The organism is Paraburkholderia agricolaris (assembly GCF_009455635.1).
GTDB classification, from domain to species: Bacteria; Pseudomonadota; Gammaproteobacteria; order Burkholderiales; family Burkholderiaceae; genus Paraburkholderia; species Paraburkholderia agricolaris.
Genome location: NZ_QPER01000001.1, coordinates 934,399 through 948,803 on the forward strand (window position 1 = coordinate 934,399; position 14,405 = coordinate 948,803).

General features: G+C 60.8%; 13 protein-coding genes and 1 other RNA gene. 7 read left to right on the forward strand and 7 right to left on the reverse strand.

All coding sequences use genetic code 11. The annotated features are described in order from the left end of the window. Positions 1 to 14 precede the first annotated feature (14 nt). Together GH665_RS04240 and GH665_RS04245 are read right to left on the reverse strand one after the other, a co-directional pair. Positions 15 to 1,586: a formate dehydrogenase beta subunit gene (locus tag GH665_RS04240; protein WP_153134805.1), complete on the reverse strand. Its 1,572-nt coding sequence runs from the start codon at positions 1,584 to 1,586 to the stop codon at positions 15 to 17. Then, a complete protein-coding gene (locus tag GH665_RS04245; RefSeq protein WP_153134806.1) occupies positions 1,583 to 2,068 on the reverse strand; it encodes an NAD(P)H-dependent oxidoreductase subunit E in 486 nt (161 codons plus the stop codon). Before GH665_RS04245 ends, GH665_RS04240 begins: the two co-directional genes overlap by 4 nt. A gap of 133 nt (positions 2,069 to 2,201) precedes the next feature. Here GH665_RS04245 and GH665_RS04250 point away from each other — a divergent pair, with 133 nt between their 5' ends. Further along, positions 2,202 to 3,281 carry a substrate-binding domain-containing protein gene (locus GH665_RS04250; protein ID WP_153134807.1) on the forward strand — a complete coding sequence of 360 codons (1,080 nt, stop codon included), beginning with the start codon at positions 2,202 to 2,204 and terminating at the stop codon, positions 3,279 to 3,281. Between the two features lie 109 nt (positions 3,282 to 3,390). Next, positions 3,391 to 3,657 (forward strand): hypothetical protein, encoded by a 267-nt coding sequence (locus tag GH665_RS04255; protein ID WP_153134808.1) that lies wholly within the window; start codon positions 3,391 to 3,393, stop codon positions 3,655 to 3,657. 198 nt (positions 3,658 to 3,855) lie between these two features. Here the strand turns inward: GH665_RS04255 and ssrA are convergent. From ssrA to ompA, 4 genes are all read right to left on the reverse strand, one after another. Then, positions 3,856 to 4,225: a transfer-messenger RNA gene (ssrA, locus tag GH665_RS04260) on the reverse strand. 168 nt (positions 4,226 to 4,393) lie between these two features. Beyond that, positions 4,394 to 5,107, reverse strand: a complete 714-nt coding sequence (locus GH665_RS04265) for an HAD family hydrolase (RefSeq protein ID WP_153134809.1) — start codon at positions 5,105 to 5,107, stop codon at positions 4,394 to 4,396. Positions 5,108 to 5,138: 31 nt separating this feature from the next. Beyond that, the gene (ubiG, locus tag GH665_RS04270) at positions 5,139 to 5,837 is read right to left on the reverse strand and encodes a bifunctional 2-polyprenyl-6-hydroxyphenol methylase/3-demethylubiquinol 3-O-methyltransferase UbiG (protein WP_028200090.1); all 699 of its coding nucleotides are present in this window, start codon (positions 5,835 to 5,837) and stop codon (positions 5,139 to 5,141) included. A 213-nt stretch (positions 5,838 to 6,050) separates the two neighbouring features. Beyond that, positions 6,051 to 6,698: an outer membrane protein OmpA gene (gene ompA / locus GH665_RS04275; RefSeq protein WP_028200089.1), complete on the reverse strand. Its 648-nt coding sequence runs from the start codon at positions 6,696 to 6,698 to the stop codon at positions 6,051 to 6,053. 498 nt (positions 6,699 to 7,196) lie between these two features. Here ompA and gyrA point away from each other — a divergent pair, with 498 nt between their 5' ends. Both gyrA and GH665_RS04285 read left to right on the forward strand, forming a co-directional pair. Beyond that, a complete protein-coding gene (gene gyrA / locus GH665_RS04280) occupies positions 7,197 to 9,833 on the forward strand; it encodes a DNA gyrase subunit A (protein ID WP_153134810.1) in 2,637 nt (878 codons plus the stop codon). Positions 9,834 to 9,956: 123 nt separating this feature from the next. Beyond that, positions 9,957 to 10,562, forward strand: a complete 606-nt coding sequence (locus GH665_RS04285; RefSeq protein ID WP_153134811.1) for a DUF2059 domain-containing protein — start codon at positions 9,957 to 9,959, stop codon at positions 10,560 to 10,562. Between the two features lie 22 nt (positions 10,563 to 10,584). On the opposite strand, the gene GH665_RS39015 is transcribed toward GH665_RS04285, so the two are convergent. Next, on the reverse strand, positions 10,585 to 11,082 hold the full coding sequence (locus tag GH665_RS39015) for a hypothetical protein (protein ID WP_246216313.1): 498 nt from the start codon (positions 11,080 to 11,082) through the stop codon (positions 10,585 to 10,587). Between GH665_RS39015 and serC the strand changes: the two genes are divergently transcribed. The 3 genes from serC to hisC all read left to right on the forward strand — a co-directional run bounded on the left by serC (position 10,972) and on the right by hisC (position 14,373). Continuing rightward, entirely contained in the window at positions 10,972 to 12,018 is a 1,047-nt protein-coding gene (serC, locus tag GH665_RS04290) for a 3-phosphoserine/phosphohydroxythreonine transaminase (protein ID WP_246216267.1), read from the forward strand. The genes GH665_RS39015 and serC overlap by 111 nt on opposite strands. 78 nt (positions 12,019 to 12,096) lie before the next feature. Then, entirely contained in the window at positions 12,097 to 13,179 is a 1,083-nt protein-coding gene (gene pheA, locus GH665_RS04295) for a prephenate dehydratase (protein ID WP_153134813.1), read from the forward strand. An 81-nt stretch (positions 13,180 to 13,260) separates the two neighbouring features. After that, positions 13,261 to 14,373, forward strand: a complete 1,113-nt coding sequence (hisC, locus tag GH665_RS04300) for a histidinol-phosphate transaminase (protein ID WP_153134814.1) — start codon at positions 13,261 to 13,263, stop codon at positions 14,371 to 14,373. Positions 14,374 to 14,405 lie beyond the last annotated feature (32 nt).

The following is a 14,405-nucleotide window of genomic DNA, read 5'->3' on the forward strand; positions in this document are numbered from 1 at the left end:
GTGAGGCTCCTGGGTCAGGCCGCAGCCGCCTTGGGCGCGTGGTCGTGTACGTGGTCGAGACCGAAGTCTTCGGGGAAATGATCGAGCGCGGATAGCACCGGGAACGGTGTCATGCCGCCCATTGCGCAGAGCGAACCGGACACCATCGTGTCGCACAGGTCGCGCAGCAACTGCACTTGCCGCGTGGACGTGTCGCCGTTGCGGATCCGTCCGATGACTTCGACGCCACGTGTCGAGCCGATCCGGCACGGGGTGCACTTGCCGCACGATTCGAGCGCGCAGAAGTGCATCGCGTATTGCGCGAGTTCGGCGAGATTCGACGTGTCGTCATGCACGACGATGCCGCCGTGGCCGACCACCGCGCCGACGGCCGCGTATGCTTCGTAGTCCATGGGGATGTCCCACTGGCTTTCCGGCAAATACGTGCCGAGCGGGCCGCCGACCTGCACGGCGCGCGCCGGGCGTCCGCTTGCCGTGCCGCCGCCATAGTCATACAGCAGCTCACGCAGCGTGACGCCGAACGCCAGTTCGACCAGGCCGCCTTGCTTCACATTGCCGGCGAGCTGGAATGGCAGCGTGCCGCGCGAGCGGCCCATACCGAAATCTTTGTAGAACGCCGCGCCGCGCGCGAAGATGATCGGCACCGTCGCGAGCGTGATGACGTTGTTGATCACCGTTGGTTGGCCATAGAGGCCGACTAGCGCCGGCACTGGCGGCTTTGCGCGCACGATGCCGCGTTTGCCTTCGAGCGATTCGAGTAGCGCGGTTTCTTCGCCGCATACATAAGCGCCTGCGCCTTTCGCCACGAACAGTTCGAAGCGGTGCGCCGCCGAGCCGAGCACGCTGTCGCCGAGCCAGCCGGCGGCGCGTGCTTTCGCGATCGCGGCTTCGAGCGTTGCGATCGAGTGCGGATATTCGCTGCGGACATAGATGTAGCCGACCGTCGCGCCCGTTACCACGCCCGCGATGATCATCCCTTCGATCAGCACGTACGGGTCGCTTTCCATCACGAGGCGATCGGAGAAAGTGCCGGAATCGCCTTCGTCCGCATTGCAGACGATGTATTTTTGCGCCGCTTTGGCGCCGCGCACGGTGCGCCATTTGATGCCGGCGGGGAAGGCCGCGCCACCGCGACCGCGCAGCCCGGATTCGATCAGCGCTTCACAAGCGGCGTCGCCGTCGGTTTTCAGGGCTTGCTTGAGACCTTCGAGGCCGCCGTGGGCGACGTAGTCGTCGATGGAAAGCGGGTCGGTGATGCCGATGCGCGCGAAGGTCAGGCGCTGCTGCTTCTTCAGATAGGGTATTTCATCGACCACACCGACACGGCTGGCGTGCTCGCCGCCTTCAATAAAACCGGCGTCGAAGAGCGCGGCAACATCGCTTTCTTCGACGTTCGCATAGCCGACGCGGCCTTCAGCCGTGGCAACTTCGACGAGCGGTTCGAGCCAGAGCAAACCACGCGAACCGTTGCGAACCAGTTCGACTGCAATGCCGCGACGGGCGCCTTCGGCTTCGATCGCTTGAGCCAGTGCATCGGCGCCGAGCGCAAGCGCCGACGAATCGCAGGGTACGTAAATGCGCGTCATGCTGTTACCTCCACGCATTTACTGGCGGCCGCGAACAGCGCGTCGAATTTTTGCGGTGTGACTTTTGCGTGCAGCGTGCCGTTGAGCATCAGCGCCGGCGACAGTGCGCATTGGCCGAGACAATACACCGATTCCAGTTCGACCGCCGCACCATGCCGATGCTCAGCGTCAAAACGGCAGCCGGTGTGCGCTTCGATATGCTGCGCGAGCGCCTCGGTGCCCATGCTGCGGCAGGCTTCGGCGCGGCACAGTTGTACCGTGACGGGCGCCGCGGGCTGCGTGCGGAAGTGATGGTAGTAGGTGATGACGCCATGCACTTCCGCGCGCGACAGGTTCATGGCGCGCGCGAGAGGCGCGACTGTGTCGGCGGGTACGTAGCCGAGCTCGTCCTGAATCGCGTGCAATACCGCTAGCAGTGACCTGCCCGGCTGCGCGTGACGCTGCACGAGTTGTTCCGGCGCGACAGCGATGGAATCGTCCAAGTGGGGCTCCTCCAAAGTCATATATGCACTTGTTATTCATAATGCGTGCACTTATGCTTCGTATATTCGATATGGGATAGCCGAACAATAGGCGGGTGATACGCCTCGTGCAATAGGAAAGAGTTGAGCATATATGATCAGAATCGAGTGTCAGGCGCAGCTGGTCGTGAAGGGCCCGGATGGCCGTGAGGCAAGCCTGTCGGACGTCGTGCCGCTGCTTGCGCTGGTGGACGAATCCGGCAGCATCGCGCAGGCGGCGACGCTTAAGGGTTTGTCCTACCGTCACGCGTGGGGTTTGTTGCGCAGCATCGAGGAGCGTTTGGGTGGTCCGCTGATCGCGAAGGAGCGGGGGCGTGGCTCGGTGCTGTCCGAACTCGGGCAGGCCGTGTTGCGCGCGCAGCGTCTGTGCGGTGAGCGGCTCGATGGCAACATGCAGGCACTTGCTAGCGAAGTCGCCAGCGATCTGAACCGGTGGCTCGCGCCAGCCGCCGACGACGTGAGGATCTATGCGTCGCACGGTTACGCCGTGGCGGCGCTGGTGACGGCGCTGGTCGCGAACGATCTGCCGGTCGATATCAAATACCGCGACAGCGCGGACGCGGTGAGTGCGCTCGCTCGTGGCGAATGCGATCTGGCTGGTTTCCACTTGCCACTGGGCGAATTTCGCGCGATCTGTGCCGATACGTACCGGCGCTGGCTCGATCCGCAGCGTCACGTGCTCGTGCACTTGACGAGGCGCAAGCAGGGTCTCTTTCTCGGCAAGGGGAATCCGAAGGGAATCGGCGGCCTGGGCGACCTCGCGCGCGACGACATTCGCTTCGTCAATCGTCAGCCCGGTTCCGGCACGCGCATGTTGCTCGACCTCGCGCTACGCAAGGTCGGGGTCGATCCGGACCGGGTCAACGGGTATGCATCTACGGAACTCACGCATTCGGCGATCGCGGCCTTCGTGGCCAGCGGCATGGCGGATGTGGGTTTCGGCGTCGAGCCGGCGGCGCATCACTTTGGGCTCGACTTCATTCCGGTCGTTGACGAAGACTATTATTTCGCCTGCGACCGGGCGCGGCTCGAGCGCACGCCGCTCGCAACCGTGATCGGTTTGCTGCGCGGCGCCGCCTTCCGGCATAACGTCGACCAGCTCGAAGGCTACGATCCGCACGACTGCGGCAAGCTGCTCGATCTCGATACCGGGCTCGGCCCAACGGCGCTGTAAGCGACTGTAAACTTTTTAGTGCGGCGGCCACTGCGTGAGGCGTTCGTTTGGGATAATCTCTAACCTTCCGCTTACGCCTTAACCGCGCGCTGTGCCGCGCTGAATCGATATGAAAGTTCTTCTTCACGCATGTGCTGCAGCAGCGACGGCCACGGTGCTGCTCGCTACCGCTTCGGTTGCCTTCGCCCAGAATTCGCCGGGTGTGCCGGGCGGCATCCTGCAAGATCAGTTCCGTCTTGCCGAGCATCCGCAACTGCCATTCGCAGCGTCGGCGCCCTCGGACAAATACCAGTCCAACAAGAAGTCAGCCATGCGCAAGCGCGGCGACAACGGCGATCCGAACGGGTGTAATTTGCAATGCCCTAAAGACGAGTAAGCGCGCGAGCTAGCGGTTTTTGCTTGCGTGGTTCATCTTCGGGTTCTGCTTTTGTGTTGATTTGAGACGCCGGCATGCTGCCGGCGTTTTCGTTTGAGGCGTTCTATTGTGAGCTTCGCGGCGCTGGCAACAAAAAACCCCGAGAGCCTTACGCTGTCGGGGTTTCTGGTAAAACTTTGCTGCTACGTGCAAGGTGTTTGGTGGAGGCGGCGGGAATCGAACCCGCGTCCAGAAGCACTCTACGACTAGTTCTACATACTTAGTTCTGTCATTTGATTTAACCACCACGACGCGGACGAACACGCTGCGTGACGGCGATTCACTAGGTTTTCGACCCGGGCGTCGTGACGCCGCCAAGGCTTAACTGACGTATATGACCTCTGTCGGTATTGCTACCGGTCTTGCGACTCTAGCCCGTCAGTGAACTAGGCAGAGGACGGCGGCCCTTAGGCTGCCAGTGCGAACGTTTCGTCGTTTGCAGTTACGTTTTTCCCATTGATTAACGAGGTGACGGGTCCTCGGTATGCCCTAGCCGCTTCGCAACCCCTGTCGAAACCAGGTCGCCCCCGCGGTTCGTTGCCCAAAAATCTGGGCCAACGACCATTTTACAATAGTTTGACAGCCACGTCCTGTCTGATTGCTTCGCTGTCTTGCTGTTCCGGCAACGCTGCGGCATTGCCGCGGTGAAGCAGCAAAGCGCTGCGTTACGCCCGGTGCGCCGTGTCCATTTATGCGCTCAGCCGATATCGCGCAGCAGCTTCAGCAATTCAGCGGGCGATTGCACGACATGTTGCGCATGCCACTGTGTAGGCGGGATGTCGTTGCCGCAGTAGCCGTAGGCGGCCGCAATGGTCTTCATGCCGGCCGCGAAACCTGCCTGCACGTCGCGCAGGTCGTCGCCGACGTAGACAATGCGCTCCGGCAGCACATCCAGCTCGCGTGCCGCGTGTAGCAAGGGTGCGGGGTGCGGTTTCGAATGGGGCGTCGTGTCGCCGCTTACCACGCAGCCGGCGCGCTCTTCGAGGCCCAGTAGGGCAACTAGCGGGTCGGTGAGCCTTGCCGCCTTGTTTGTCACAATGCCCCACCGCACGCCCCGTGCATCGAGGTCGTCGAGCAACTCGGGAATGCCGGGAAACAGCGTGGTCTCGATGCACAAGTCCGCTTCGTAATTGGCGAGAAACTCCTCGCGCATCGACGCGAACTCATGGTCTTGCGGACCGATGCCGAAGGCTCCGCCGATCAGCCCGCGTGCTCCTGCCGACGCGAGCGGTCGCAGGTCTTCGAGCGGCACCATCTCGAGGTTGCGATCATGGCGCATTTTGTTGACGGCCGCCGCCAGATCGGGCGCGGTGTCGGCCAGCGTGCCGTCGAGGTCGAACAGGACAGCCTGGCAAAGACCGAGGGCGTCCTCGTTGTCTTCGCGTTGGGGCAGGGGCGTGGGATCGCTCATTGAGTGGCTTGAGTCCGGGCAGGTCGGGGGATCAGGCGTCGCGGCGGCAGGCGAGCATGTAGTTCACGCTCGTGTCGTCGGACAGCGTGAAATGCTTGCTGAGCGGGTTATAAACGATACCTTTGATATCGGCGGTGCGCAGGCCGGCGGCGCGCACGAAGCTCGCCAATTCCGACGGGCGGATGAAGCGCGCGTAATCATGGGTGCCCTTGGGCAACATCCGCGCGATATATTCGGCGCCAATGACCGCGAACAGATAGGACTTCACGTTGCGGTTGAGCGTGGAGAAGAACACCCAGCCGCCCGGTTTCACCAGTGTCTTGCATGCCTCGACGATAGCTGCCGGTTGAGGCACGTGTTCGAGCATTTCCATGCAGGTGACGACGTCGTACGTGCCCGGTTCGCGGGCCGCCAGCGCTTCAGCTGCGATTTCTTCGTAACTAACGGTTACACCACTTTCAAGGCTGTGAAGATCCGCCACGCCGAGCGCCTGGCTCGACAGGTCGATTCCTTTTACGTGCGCCCCTAATCCCGCCATCGACTCCGTCAGAATGCCGCCGCCGCAGCCGATATCCAGCACGGTCTTGCCGGCGAGATGCGCATGCGCGTCGATCCACCCCAGGCGGATCGGATTGAGTTCATGCAGGGGTTTGAATTCGGCATTCGGGTCCCACCAACGATGTGCAAGGTCGCTGAATTTCTGCAGTTCGTGGGGATCGGCGTTGGTCATAGCGGAAGCTGCCTCGATGAGAGCGTTGAGCGGGCGCTCGAGGATAAACCCTGAGTATATAGGCCGAGTGTCGGGGCGGCAAAATGCCGCGCGATGGCTGGCGTGTGCTGTTCCGGCAAATCAGGCGCGCACTCGGAGGAGAAGGCGAGCGGCGCCAGCGGCATAAAAAAAGCCCCGCCGAAGCGGGGCTTTGATACTGCGGTAATTTGTAGCTTACTGCTTCGAAGTACCGACAACTTCGACTTCCACGCGGCGATCCGGTGCGAGGCAGGCGATGAGTTGCTTGTGGTTCTTCTGGTTGCAACCGGTCGTGACCGGGTTGCGCTTGCCCTTGCCTTCCGTATAGATACGGTTGGATTCGATGCCCTTGCTGACCAGGTATGCCTTGACAGCTTGAGCACGGCGCAGCGACAGACGGTCGTTGTACTTGTCCGAACCGATACGGTCCGTGTAACCCGTTGCGACGACGACTTCCAGGTTCAGCGCGCCGATCTTCGATGCCAGATCGTCCAGCTTTTCCTTGCCAGCCGGCTTCAGGATAGCCTTGTCGAAGTCGAACAGAGCGTCAGCTTGATACGTAATCTTTTGGCTCGTAATAGCCGGTGCAGGTGCGACCGGAGCCGGCGGGGTCGGAGCCTGGGCAACCAGGGCGCCATCGCACTTTGCGTTGGCCGTTGCCGGCGTCCAGAATGCATCGCGCCAGCAAAGCTCGTTCGTGCCGTTCATCCACACGTATTCGCCGGTACCATTCACCCAGTTGTCGTTCGTGGCTTGTCGCGACGCCGGCACCGATTGCGCCATGGCGGATGCAGCCATAACTGCGGTAGCTGCAATGAACGCGAGCTTTGAAAGTTTATTCATATTTCTCCTCTCGAAATTGAGATTACCGCAGGTTTACTGCGAGCCTGTTGACGAAGACAAGTCATACATTGCTCGAAGTATAACATCGGTGTAGAACAAAAAACGTGCTGTGTAGACTTCGAGCAGTGTCTAACTCTTTGTGCGTTGGCATTTTGCCATATCGTTCCCTTCCAACGATAAAAAAATCTGCCCCCGATCAAATCGCCCTCCAATTGTGGTGCATGCGCAACAGAAGCAATCCGCTGGAGGCACCGCCAGTCATGGCTGAGCGGCGGATTGGCCCACGCACAAATCGAGCCTGCCCCAAGTCGATCATGGGGCGTTCAGGCGCCGTTTCCGTTCGCCTGCTAATAGGTATACGTACCCCCGCCGGGGGCGGATGCGCGGCATGTTAGAATCGCGTGATGCGTTGCGCCTGCAATGCTTACGCGAAGGCACGGCGAGTTGGGCTTCAAGCGAGCTTCACGCCGTCGCCTTGGCACGTAAAAGATACGGATAATGGATCAATTCGCCAAAGAGACTCTGCCAATCTCCCTTGAGGAGGAAATGCGCCGTTCGTATCTCGATTACGCGATGAGCGTGATCGTGGGGCGTGCGCTTCCCGATGTTCGCGATGGCCTGAAGCCGGTGCACCGGCGCGTGCTGTACGCGATGCACGAACTGAACAACGACTGGAACCGGGCTTACAAGAAGTCGGCGCGTATTGTCGGCGACGTCATCGGTAAATATCACCCGCACGGCGACACGGCTGTATACGACACGATTGTCCGGATGGCGCAGGACTTCTCGCTGCGTTACATGCTGGTAGACGGCCAGGGCAACTTCGGTTCGGTCGACGGCGACAATGCCGCGGCGATGCGGTACACCGAAATCCGCATGGCAAAGATCGGCCACGAGCTGCTGGCCGACATCGACAAGGAAACGGTCGATTTCACGCCGAACTACGACGGCAGCGAAAACGAACCGGCCATCCTGCCGGCGCGTATCCCCAATCTGCTGATCAATGGCTCGTCCGGTATCGCGGTCGGCATGGCGACCAACATCCCGCCGCACAACCTCAACGAGGTTGTCGACGCTTGTCAGCATCTGCTGAAAAACCCGGAAGCCACGATCGACGAACTGATCGAAATCATTCCGGCGCCCGATTTCCCGACCGCCGGCATCATCTACGGCGTGGCCGGCGTGCGCGATGGCTATCGCACCGGCCGTGGCCGTGTCGTGATGCGCGCGCTTACGCACTTCGAAGAAATCGACCGCGGTCAGCGCATGTCGATCATTGTCGACGAGTTGCCGTACCAGGTGAACAAGCGCTCACTTCTGGAGCGTATCGCCGAGCTGGTCAACGAGAAGAAGCTCGAAGGCATCTCCGACATCCGCGACGAATCCGACAAGAGCGGCATGCGCGTCGTGATCGAGCTGAAGCGTGGCGAAGTGCCGGAAGTCGTTCTCAACAATCTGTATAAGGCGACCCAGCTTCAGGACACCTTCGGCATGAACATGGTCGCGCTGGTCGACGGCCAGCCGAAGCTGTTGAACCTGAAGGAAATGCTGTCGTGCTTCCTGTCGCATCGCCGGGAAGTGCTGACGCGGCGCACTGTATACGAACTGCGCAAAGCCCGTGAACGCGGCCATGTGCTCGAAGGTCTGGCGGTTGCGCTGGCCAATATCGACGAGTTCATCGCGATCATCAAGGCGGCGCCTACCCCTCCGATCGCCAAGCAGGAATTGATGGCGCGTCCGTGGGATTCGTCGCTGGTGCGGGAAATGCTGGCACGCGCCGAGGCGGAAAACGCGTCGGCCGGTGGCCGCGAGGCTTACCGTCCTGACGGTCTGAACCCGTCCTTCGGTATGCAGTCCGACGGCCTCTACCGCTTGTCCGACACTCAGGCTCAGGAAATCTTGCAGATGCGTCTGCAACGCCTGACGGGTCTGGAGCAGGACAAGATCATCGGCGAGTACCGCGAAGTGATGGCGCAAATCGCCGACCTGCTGGACATTCTGGCTCGCCCGGAACGCATTACGGCGATCATCGTCGACGAACTGACGTCGATCAAAGCCGAATTCGGCGACGCGCGCCGCTCGAAGATCGAGCTCAACGCAACCGAGCTGAACACCGAAGACTTGATCACGCCGCAAGAGATGGTCGTGACCATGTCTCATGCCGGCTATGTGAAATCGCAGCCGTTGTCCGAATATCGTGCCCAGAAACGCGGTGGTCGCGGCAAACAGGCAACTTCCATGAAGGAAGACGACTGGATCGACACGCTCTTCATCGCCAACACGCACGATCACATCCTGTGCTTCTCGAATCGCGGCCGCGTCTACTGGGTCAAGGTTTATGAAGTGCCGCAGGGGTCGCGGAACTCGCGCGGCCGTCCGATCGTCAATATGTTCCCGTTGCAGGACGGTGAAAAGATCACGGTCGTGCTGCCGGTCAAGGAATTCACGGCAGACAAGTTCGTGTTCATGGCCACCGCGTTAGGAACGGTAAAGAAGACGCCGCTGGAAGCCTTCAGCCGGCCGTTGCGCAAGGGTATTATTGCGGTCGGTCTGGATGACGGCGATTACCTGATTGGTGCCGCCATTACAGACGGTCAGCACGACGTGATGCTGTTCTCGGATTCCGGCAAGGCAGTGCGTTTCGACGAGAACGACGTTCGTCCGATGGGCCGTGAAGCGCGGGGTGTGCGCGGCATGCAGCTTGAAGAAAGCCAGAGCGTGATTGCGTTGCTGGTGGCGGGCGACGAGCAGCAGTCGGTGCTTACCGCAACCGAAAACGGCTATGGCAAGCGCACGCCGATCACCGAATACACGCGTCACGGTCGTGGTACGAAGGGAATGATCGCGATCCAGACGTCGGAGCGTAACGGCAAGGTCGTCGCCGCCACGCTGGTGGATCAGGAGGCGCAGATCATGCTGATCACCGATACGGGCGTGTTGATTCGTACGCGCGTATCGGAAATTCGGGAAATGGGACGCGCAACCCAAGGTGTTACACTCATCAGCCTTGACGAAGGGACCAAGCTTTCAGGTCTGCAACAGGTTGCTGAGGCAGAAGCGGATGGTGATGTGGAAGGCGACGCCGAAGGTCCTGCCGAAAGTGATAACGGCGGTGAAGATGGCGGTGCGGCCTGATCCGCGTCAGCGGCTTTCAGTCTCAGTTATTAGTTGAAAGCTGCGCAGGGAGCAATGGCGTGTCGGGCCGACACGCATCCCGCGCGGCTCGCTGTTCAAGTTAATTTCTCTTAGGGAGTAATGATGCAAAAACGATTCAAACAACTGATGTTGCTGGCTGCTCTCGTGCCGACCTTCGCTATGGCTCAAGCGCTTCAGAGCCAGGCCCCGGCGGCTCCGGCTGCTGCCGCTGCAGCACCGGTTGATCCGGCCAAGCAGGCTGCAATCAAGGACCTGCTGGACGCAATCGATGCACAAAAGCTGGTTGGCGCAATCGGCAACAGCGCCCAGATGCAAGCCAAGCAGCTGGTTCCGGCGATCCTGTCGGACGCCCTGAGCGAAAACAAGACGATGACGGACAAGCAGAAGCAGGCTTCAGTCCCGACGCTGCAAAAGAACGCTGTGCCGAAGCTGGTTGACGGCGCAGGCCAGGTGTTCGCAACGGACGCTTTCCGTCAAGACGCCATGCAAGCTCAGTACGACGCTTACGCGAAGTACTACAGCACGTCGGAAATCAAGGATCTGACCACGTTCTACAAGAGCCCGACCGGCCGCAAGTTCATCCAGGTGCAAGACCAGGTTGGCCGCGACGTCGTGAATGGCTTGATGCAAAAGTACATGCCGCAATCGATCAAGGCAACGCGCGACCAGGCTGACAAGGAAGTCGCTTCGGTCAAGCCGGCTAAATAAGTCAGCTAACTAAGCCAGCTGACTAAGCCAGCTGACTAAGCCAGCTGACTAAGCCAGCTTCAGGTCCAAAGATCGACAGGCAGCGCTGACGCGCCAGCCGTTGCTTGGCAAGCTGTACGGCGTGCTGAGTGGCGTTCCGGTTTGGCGGGTTTGCGGTGACAATGCGATAATGGCTGTTTGCGCACATGCGCAGACGGCCATTTTCTTTTTGGGCGCGGAAATGTTGCCAGATGCGTGTTGCCAAATACGCACCGTCAAACTCGGGTTGTCGGGTTCGCGGCGCTGATTTTGCGGTGGCTACCTTTGTGGCTGCCAACTTCGCCGATTTTCGCGCGATCTGTTCGTTTTTCGCGCCAGCTTCCAGGATCTCACGATGCGCGTCTTTAATTTCTCCGCCGGCCCCGCTGCCATGCCCGAAGAAGTGCTGCGTCAGGCAGCCGACGAAATGCTCGATTGGCAGGGCAGCGGCATGAGCGTGATGGAAATGAGCCACCGCGGCAAAGAATTCATGTCGATCCATGAGGAAGCGCTCGTCGATCTGCGTGAGTTGCTCGAGGTGCCCGCCAGCCATCGCATCCTGTTTCTGCAAGGCGGCGGTCTGGGCGAAAACGCCATCGTGCCGATGAACCTGATGGGTGCGAAAGCGCGCGCGGATTTCATCGTGACGGGTTCGTGGTCGCAGAAGTCGTTCAAGGAAGCGCAAAAGTACGGTGCGGCACATCTTGCGGCGAGCGGCCAGACGGCCGAAGGCTTCACGCGCGCGCCGGCACGCTCGGAATGGCAACTGTCGGACGATCCGGCCTACGTGCATCTGTGCACCAACGAGACCATTCACGGTGTCGAGACGTTCGAAATTCCCGAGCTTGGCAATATTCCGCTGGTGGCGGACGCCTCGTCGCACATCCTGTCGCGCCCGATGGATATCGCCAAATACGGCGTGCTGTTCGGTGGTGCGCAGAAGAACATCGGCATGGCTGGTGTGACGGTCGTGATCGTGCGCGAAGACATGCTGGATCGCGCGCAAGCGATCTGCCCGTCGGCGTTTGAATGGAAAACCGTCGCCGAAAACAATTCGATGTACAACACGCCGCCCACGTACGCGATTTACGTCGCGGGGCTGGTGTTCAAGTGGTTGAAGAAGCAGGGCGGCCTTACCGCGATGGAAGCGCGTAACCTCGAAAAATCGAAGCTGTTGTACGACGCGATCGATTCGAGCAGCTTCTATCTGAACAAGGTCGAACGTGGCTCGCGCTCGCGGATGAACGTACCGTTTTTCCTCGCCGACGAGTCGCGCAACGAAGATTTCCTGGCCGGCGCGAAAGCGCGGGGAATGGTGCAGCTAAAGGGCCACAAGTCCGTCGGCGGCATGCGGGCGTCGATTTATAACGCTGTCCCGCTCGAAGGCGTCAAAGCGCTTGTCGAATACATGAAGGAATTCGAACAGCGCAGCGCCTGAGTCTGTCAGATATTCAGGCACGCGTATCCTTTCCAGCACGCATTTGTGCAGCAGCTACCGGCAGGGCCGTTTTCACGCATGGACGACGAACTCAATACCCGACTCAAGCCCCTTCGCGAACGCATCGATGCGCTCGACGCGCAACTGATCGCGCTCCTCAATCAGCGCGCCGCGGTGGCGCTCGAAGTGGGCGAGGTGAAGAAGCATTTCAACGCGCCGGTGTTCCGCCCCGAGCGCGAGCAGCAGGTGATCGCGCGTCTGCAGGATATGAGCAACGGCCCGCTGGCCGGCGAGCATATCAGCGCGATCTGGCGCGAGATCATGGCCGCGAGCCGCGCGCTCGAAAAGACCATCAAGGCCGCGTATCTCGGCCCGGTCGGCACGTATAGCGAACAGGCAATGCATGAGTACTTCGGTCAATCGATCGAAGGTCTGCCGTGCCCGTCGATCGACGAGGTGTTTCGCTCGGTCGAAGCCGGCGCGGCTGAATTCGGCGTCGTTCCGGTCGAGAATTCGACTGAAGGCGCGGTGTCGCGCACGCTCGATCTGCTGCTGCAAACCCAGCTCACGATTGGCGGTGAACTGGCGTTGCCGATTCATCACAACCTCCTGACCCTGAGCAGTGGTCTCACCGGTGTGAAGCGGGTGTGTGCGCACGCGCAGGCGCTCGCCCAGTGCCAGCGCTGGCTCGCGACCAACGCGCCGCATCTCGAGCGCCAGGCGGTGTCGAGCAATGCCGAAGCCGCGCGCATGGCGGCGGAAGATCCGACCGTTGCGGCTATCGCCGGCGATCGCGCCGCGACGCATTACGGGCTGCAAGTCGCCTACGCGCTGATCCAGGACGATCCGCACAATCGCACGCGGTTCGTGATGATCGGCAAGGAACGCACCGGTGTTAGCGGACACGACCAGACTTCGTTGATTGTTTCGGTGGCGAACGAGCCGGGTGCCGTGTTCAAGTTGCTGGAGCCGTTGGCGCGCCACAGCGTATCCATGACCCGTTTCGAGTCGCGCCCGGCGCGCGTCGGCACGTGGGAGTATTACTTCTATATCGACGTCGAAGGCCATCGCGACGAACCGGCGGTTGCCGCCGCGCTGACCGAACTCGGCCAGAAGGCTGAATTCCTGAAGATACTCGGCTCGTATCCGCGCGCCCGTTAATGTTTGTCGAGGCACGCTCATACCGCTCGGGCGTGCCTGTCGCATATTCATCTACTACTAATTAGTCGTTCGGAGATTTTCATGACAACGTCCTTCGGCCCTTCCTATGTGCGCGCGATTGCGCCTTACATCGCCGGCAAGCCGATCTCGGAAGTGGCTCGCGAGTTCGGCCTCGACGAAGCGACCATCGTGAAGCTGGCGTCGAACGAAAATCCGCTGGGCATGCCGGAGTCGGCGCAACGCGCCATGGCGCAAGCGGCCAGCGAACTTGGCCGCTATCCGGACGCGAATGCATTCGAACTGAAGGCCGCGCTGAGTGAGCGTTACGGCGTGCCGGCCGACTGGGTCACGCTTGGCAACGGCAGCAACGACATTCTCGAAATTGCCGCGCACGCGCTCGTCGAGAAGGGGCAATCGATCGTCTACGCCCAGTACTCGTTCGCGGTGTACGCGCTCGCCACGCAAGGTGTGGGCGCGCGGGCGATCGTCGTACCGGCCGTCAGATACGGCCACGACCTCGACGCGATGCTCGCCGCGATCACCGACGACACCCGCCTGATTTTCGTCGCCAATCCGAACAACCCGACCGGCACGTTCATCGAAGGCGCGAAGCTCGAAGCGTTTCTCGACAAGGTGCCGCGCAACGTAGTCGTCGTGCTTGACGAGGCATACACGGAATATCTGCCGGAAGAAAAGCGCTACGACTCGATCGCATGGGTGCGTCGTTATCCCAATTTGCTGGTGTCGCGCACCTTCTCGAAGGCGTTCGGTCTGGCCGGATTGCGGGTCGGCTTCGCCATCGCACAGCCCGAATTGACCGACTTGCTGAACCGTCTGCGTCAGCCGTTCAATGTGAACACGCTGGCGCAAGCCGCGGCGATCGCGGCGCTGAACGACAAGGCATTTCTGGAAAAGAGCGCGGCCTTGAATGCGCAGGGCTATCGCCGTCTGACCGAGGCGTTCGACAAACTCGGTCTCGAATATGTACCGTCGGACGGCAACTTCGTGCTGGTGCGCGTCGGTAACGACGACGCAGCCGGCAACCGCGTCAACCTCGAGCTGTTGAAGCGGGGCGTGATCGTTCGTCCGGTCGGCAACTACGGTTTGCCGCAATGGCTGCGCATCACGATCGGCCTGCCGGAAGAAAACGAAGCATTCCTCGCGGCGCTCGAAAAGACGCTTGCCGCCGCGTAAGCGGTTGACCTTGACCTACGCGCCTCATTTGA

Bases quoted from the DNA above. Each gene is read 5' to 3' on its own strand.
- GH665_RS04240 (WP_153134805.1), bottom strand. From the start codon at position 1,586: ATGACGCGCATTTACGTACCCTGCGATTCGTCGGCGCTTGCGCTCGGC.
- GH665_RS04250 (WP_153134807.1), top strand. From the start codon at position 2,202: ATGATCAGAATCGAGTGTCAGGCGCAGCTGGTCGTGAAGGGCCCGGAT.
- GH665_RS04255 (WP_153134808.1), top strand. From the start codon at position 3,391: ATGAAAGTTCTTCTTCACGCATGTGCTGCAGCAGCGACGGCCACGGTG.
- GH665_RS04265 (WP_153134809.1), bottom strand. From the start codon at position 5,107: ATGAGCGATCCCACGCCCCTGCCCCAACGCGAAGACAACGAGGACGCC.
- ubiG (WP_028200090.1), bottom strand. From the start codon at position 5,837: ATGACCAACGCCGATCCCCACGAACTGCAGAAATTCAGCGACCTTGCA.
- ompA (WP_028200089.1), bottom strand. From the start codon at position 6,698: ATGAATAAACTTTCAAAGCTCGCGTTCATTGCAGCTACCGCAGTTATG.
- gyrA (WP_153134810.1), top strand. From the start codon at position 7,197: ATGGATCAATTCGCCAAAGAGACTCTGCCAATCTCCCTTGAGGAGGAA.
- GH665_RS04285 (WP_153134811.1), top strand. From the start codon at position 9,957: ATGCAAAAACGATTCAAACAACTGATGTTGCTGGCTGCTCTCGTGCCG.
- serC (WP_246216267.1), top strand. From the start codon at position 10,972: ATGCCCGAAGAAGTGCTGCGTCAGGCAGCCGACGAAATGCTCGATTGG.
- GH665_RS39015 (WP_246216313.1), bottom strand. From the start codon at position 11,082: ATGGATCGACATGAATTCTTTGCCGCGGTGGCTCATTTCCATCACGCT.
- pheA (WP_153134813.1), top strand. From the start codon at position 12,097: ATGGACGACGAACTCAATACCCGACTCAAGCCCCTTCGCGAACGCATC.
- hisC (WP_153134814.1), top strand. From the start codon at position 13,261: ATGACAACGTCCTTCGGCCCTTCCTATGTGCGCGCGATTGCGCCTTAC.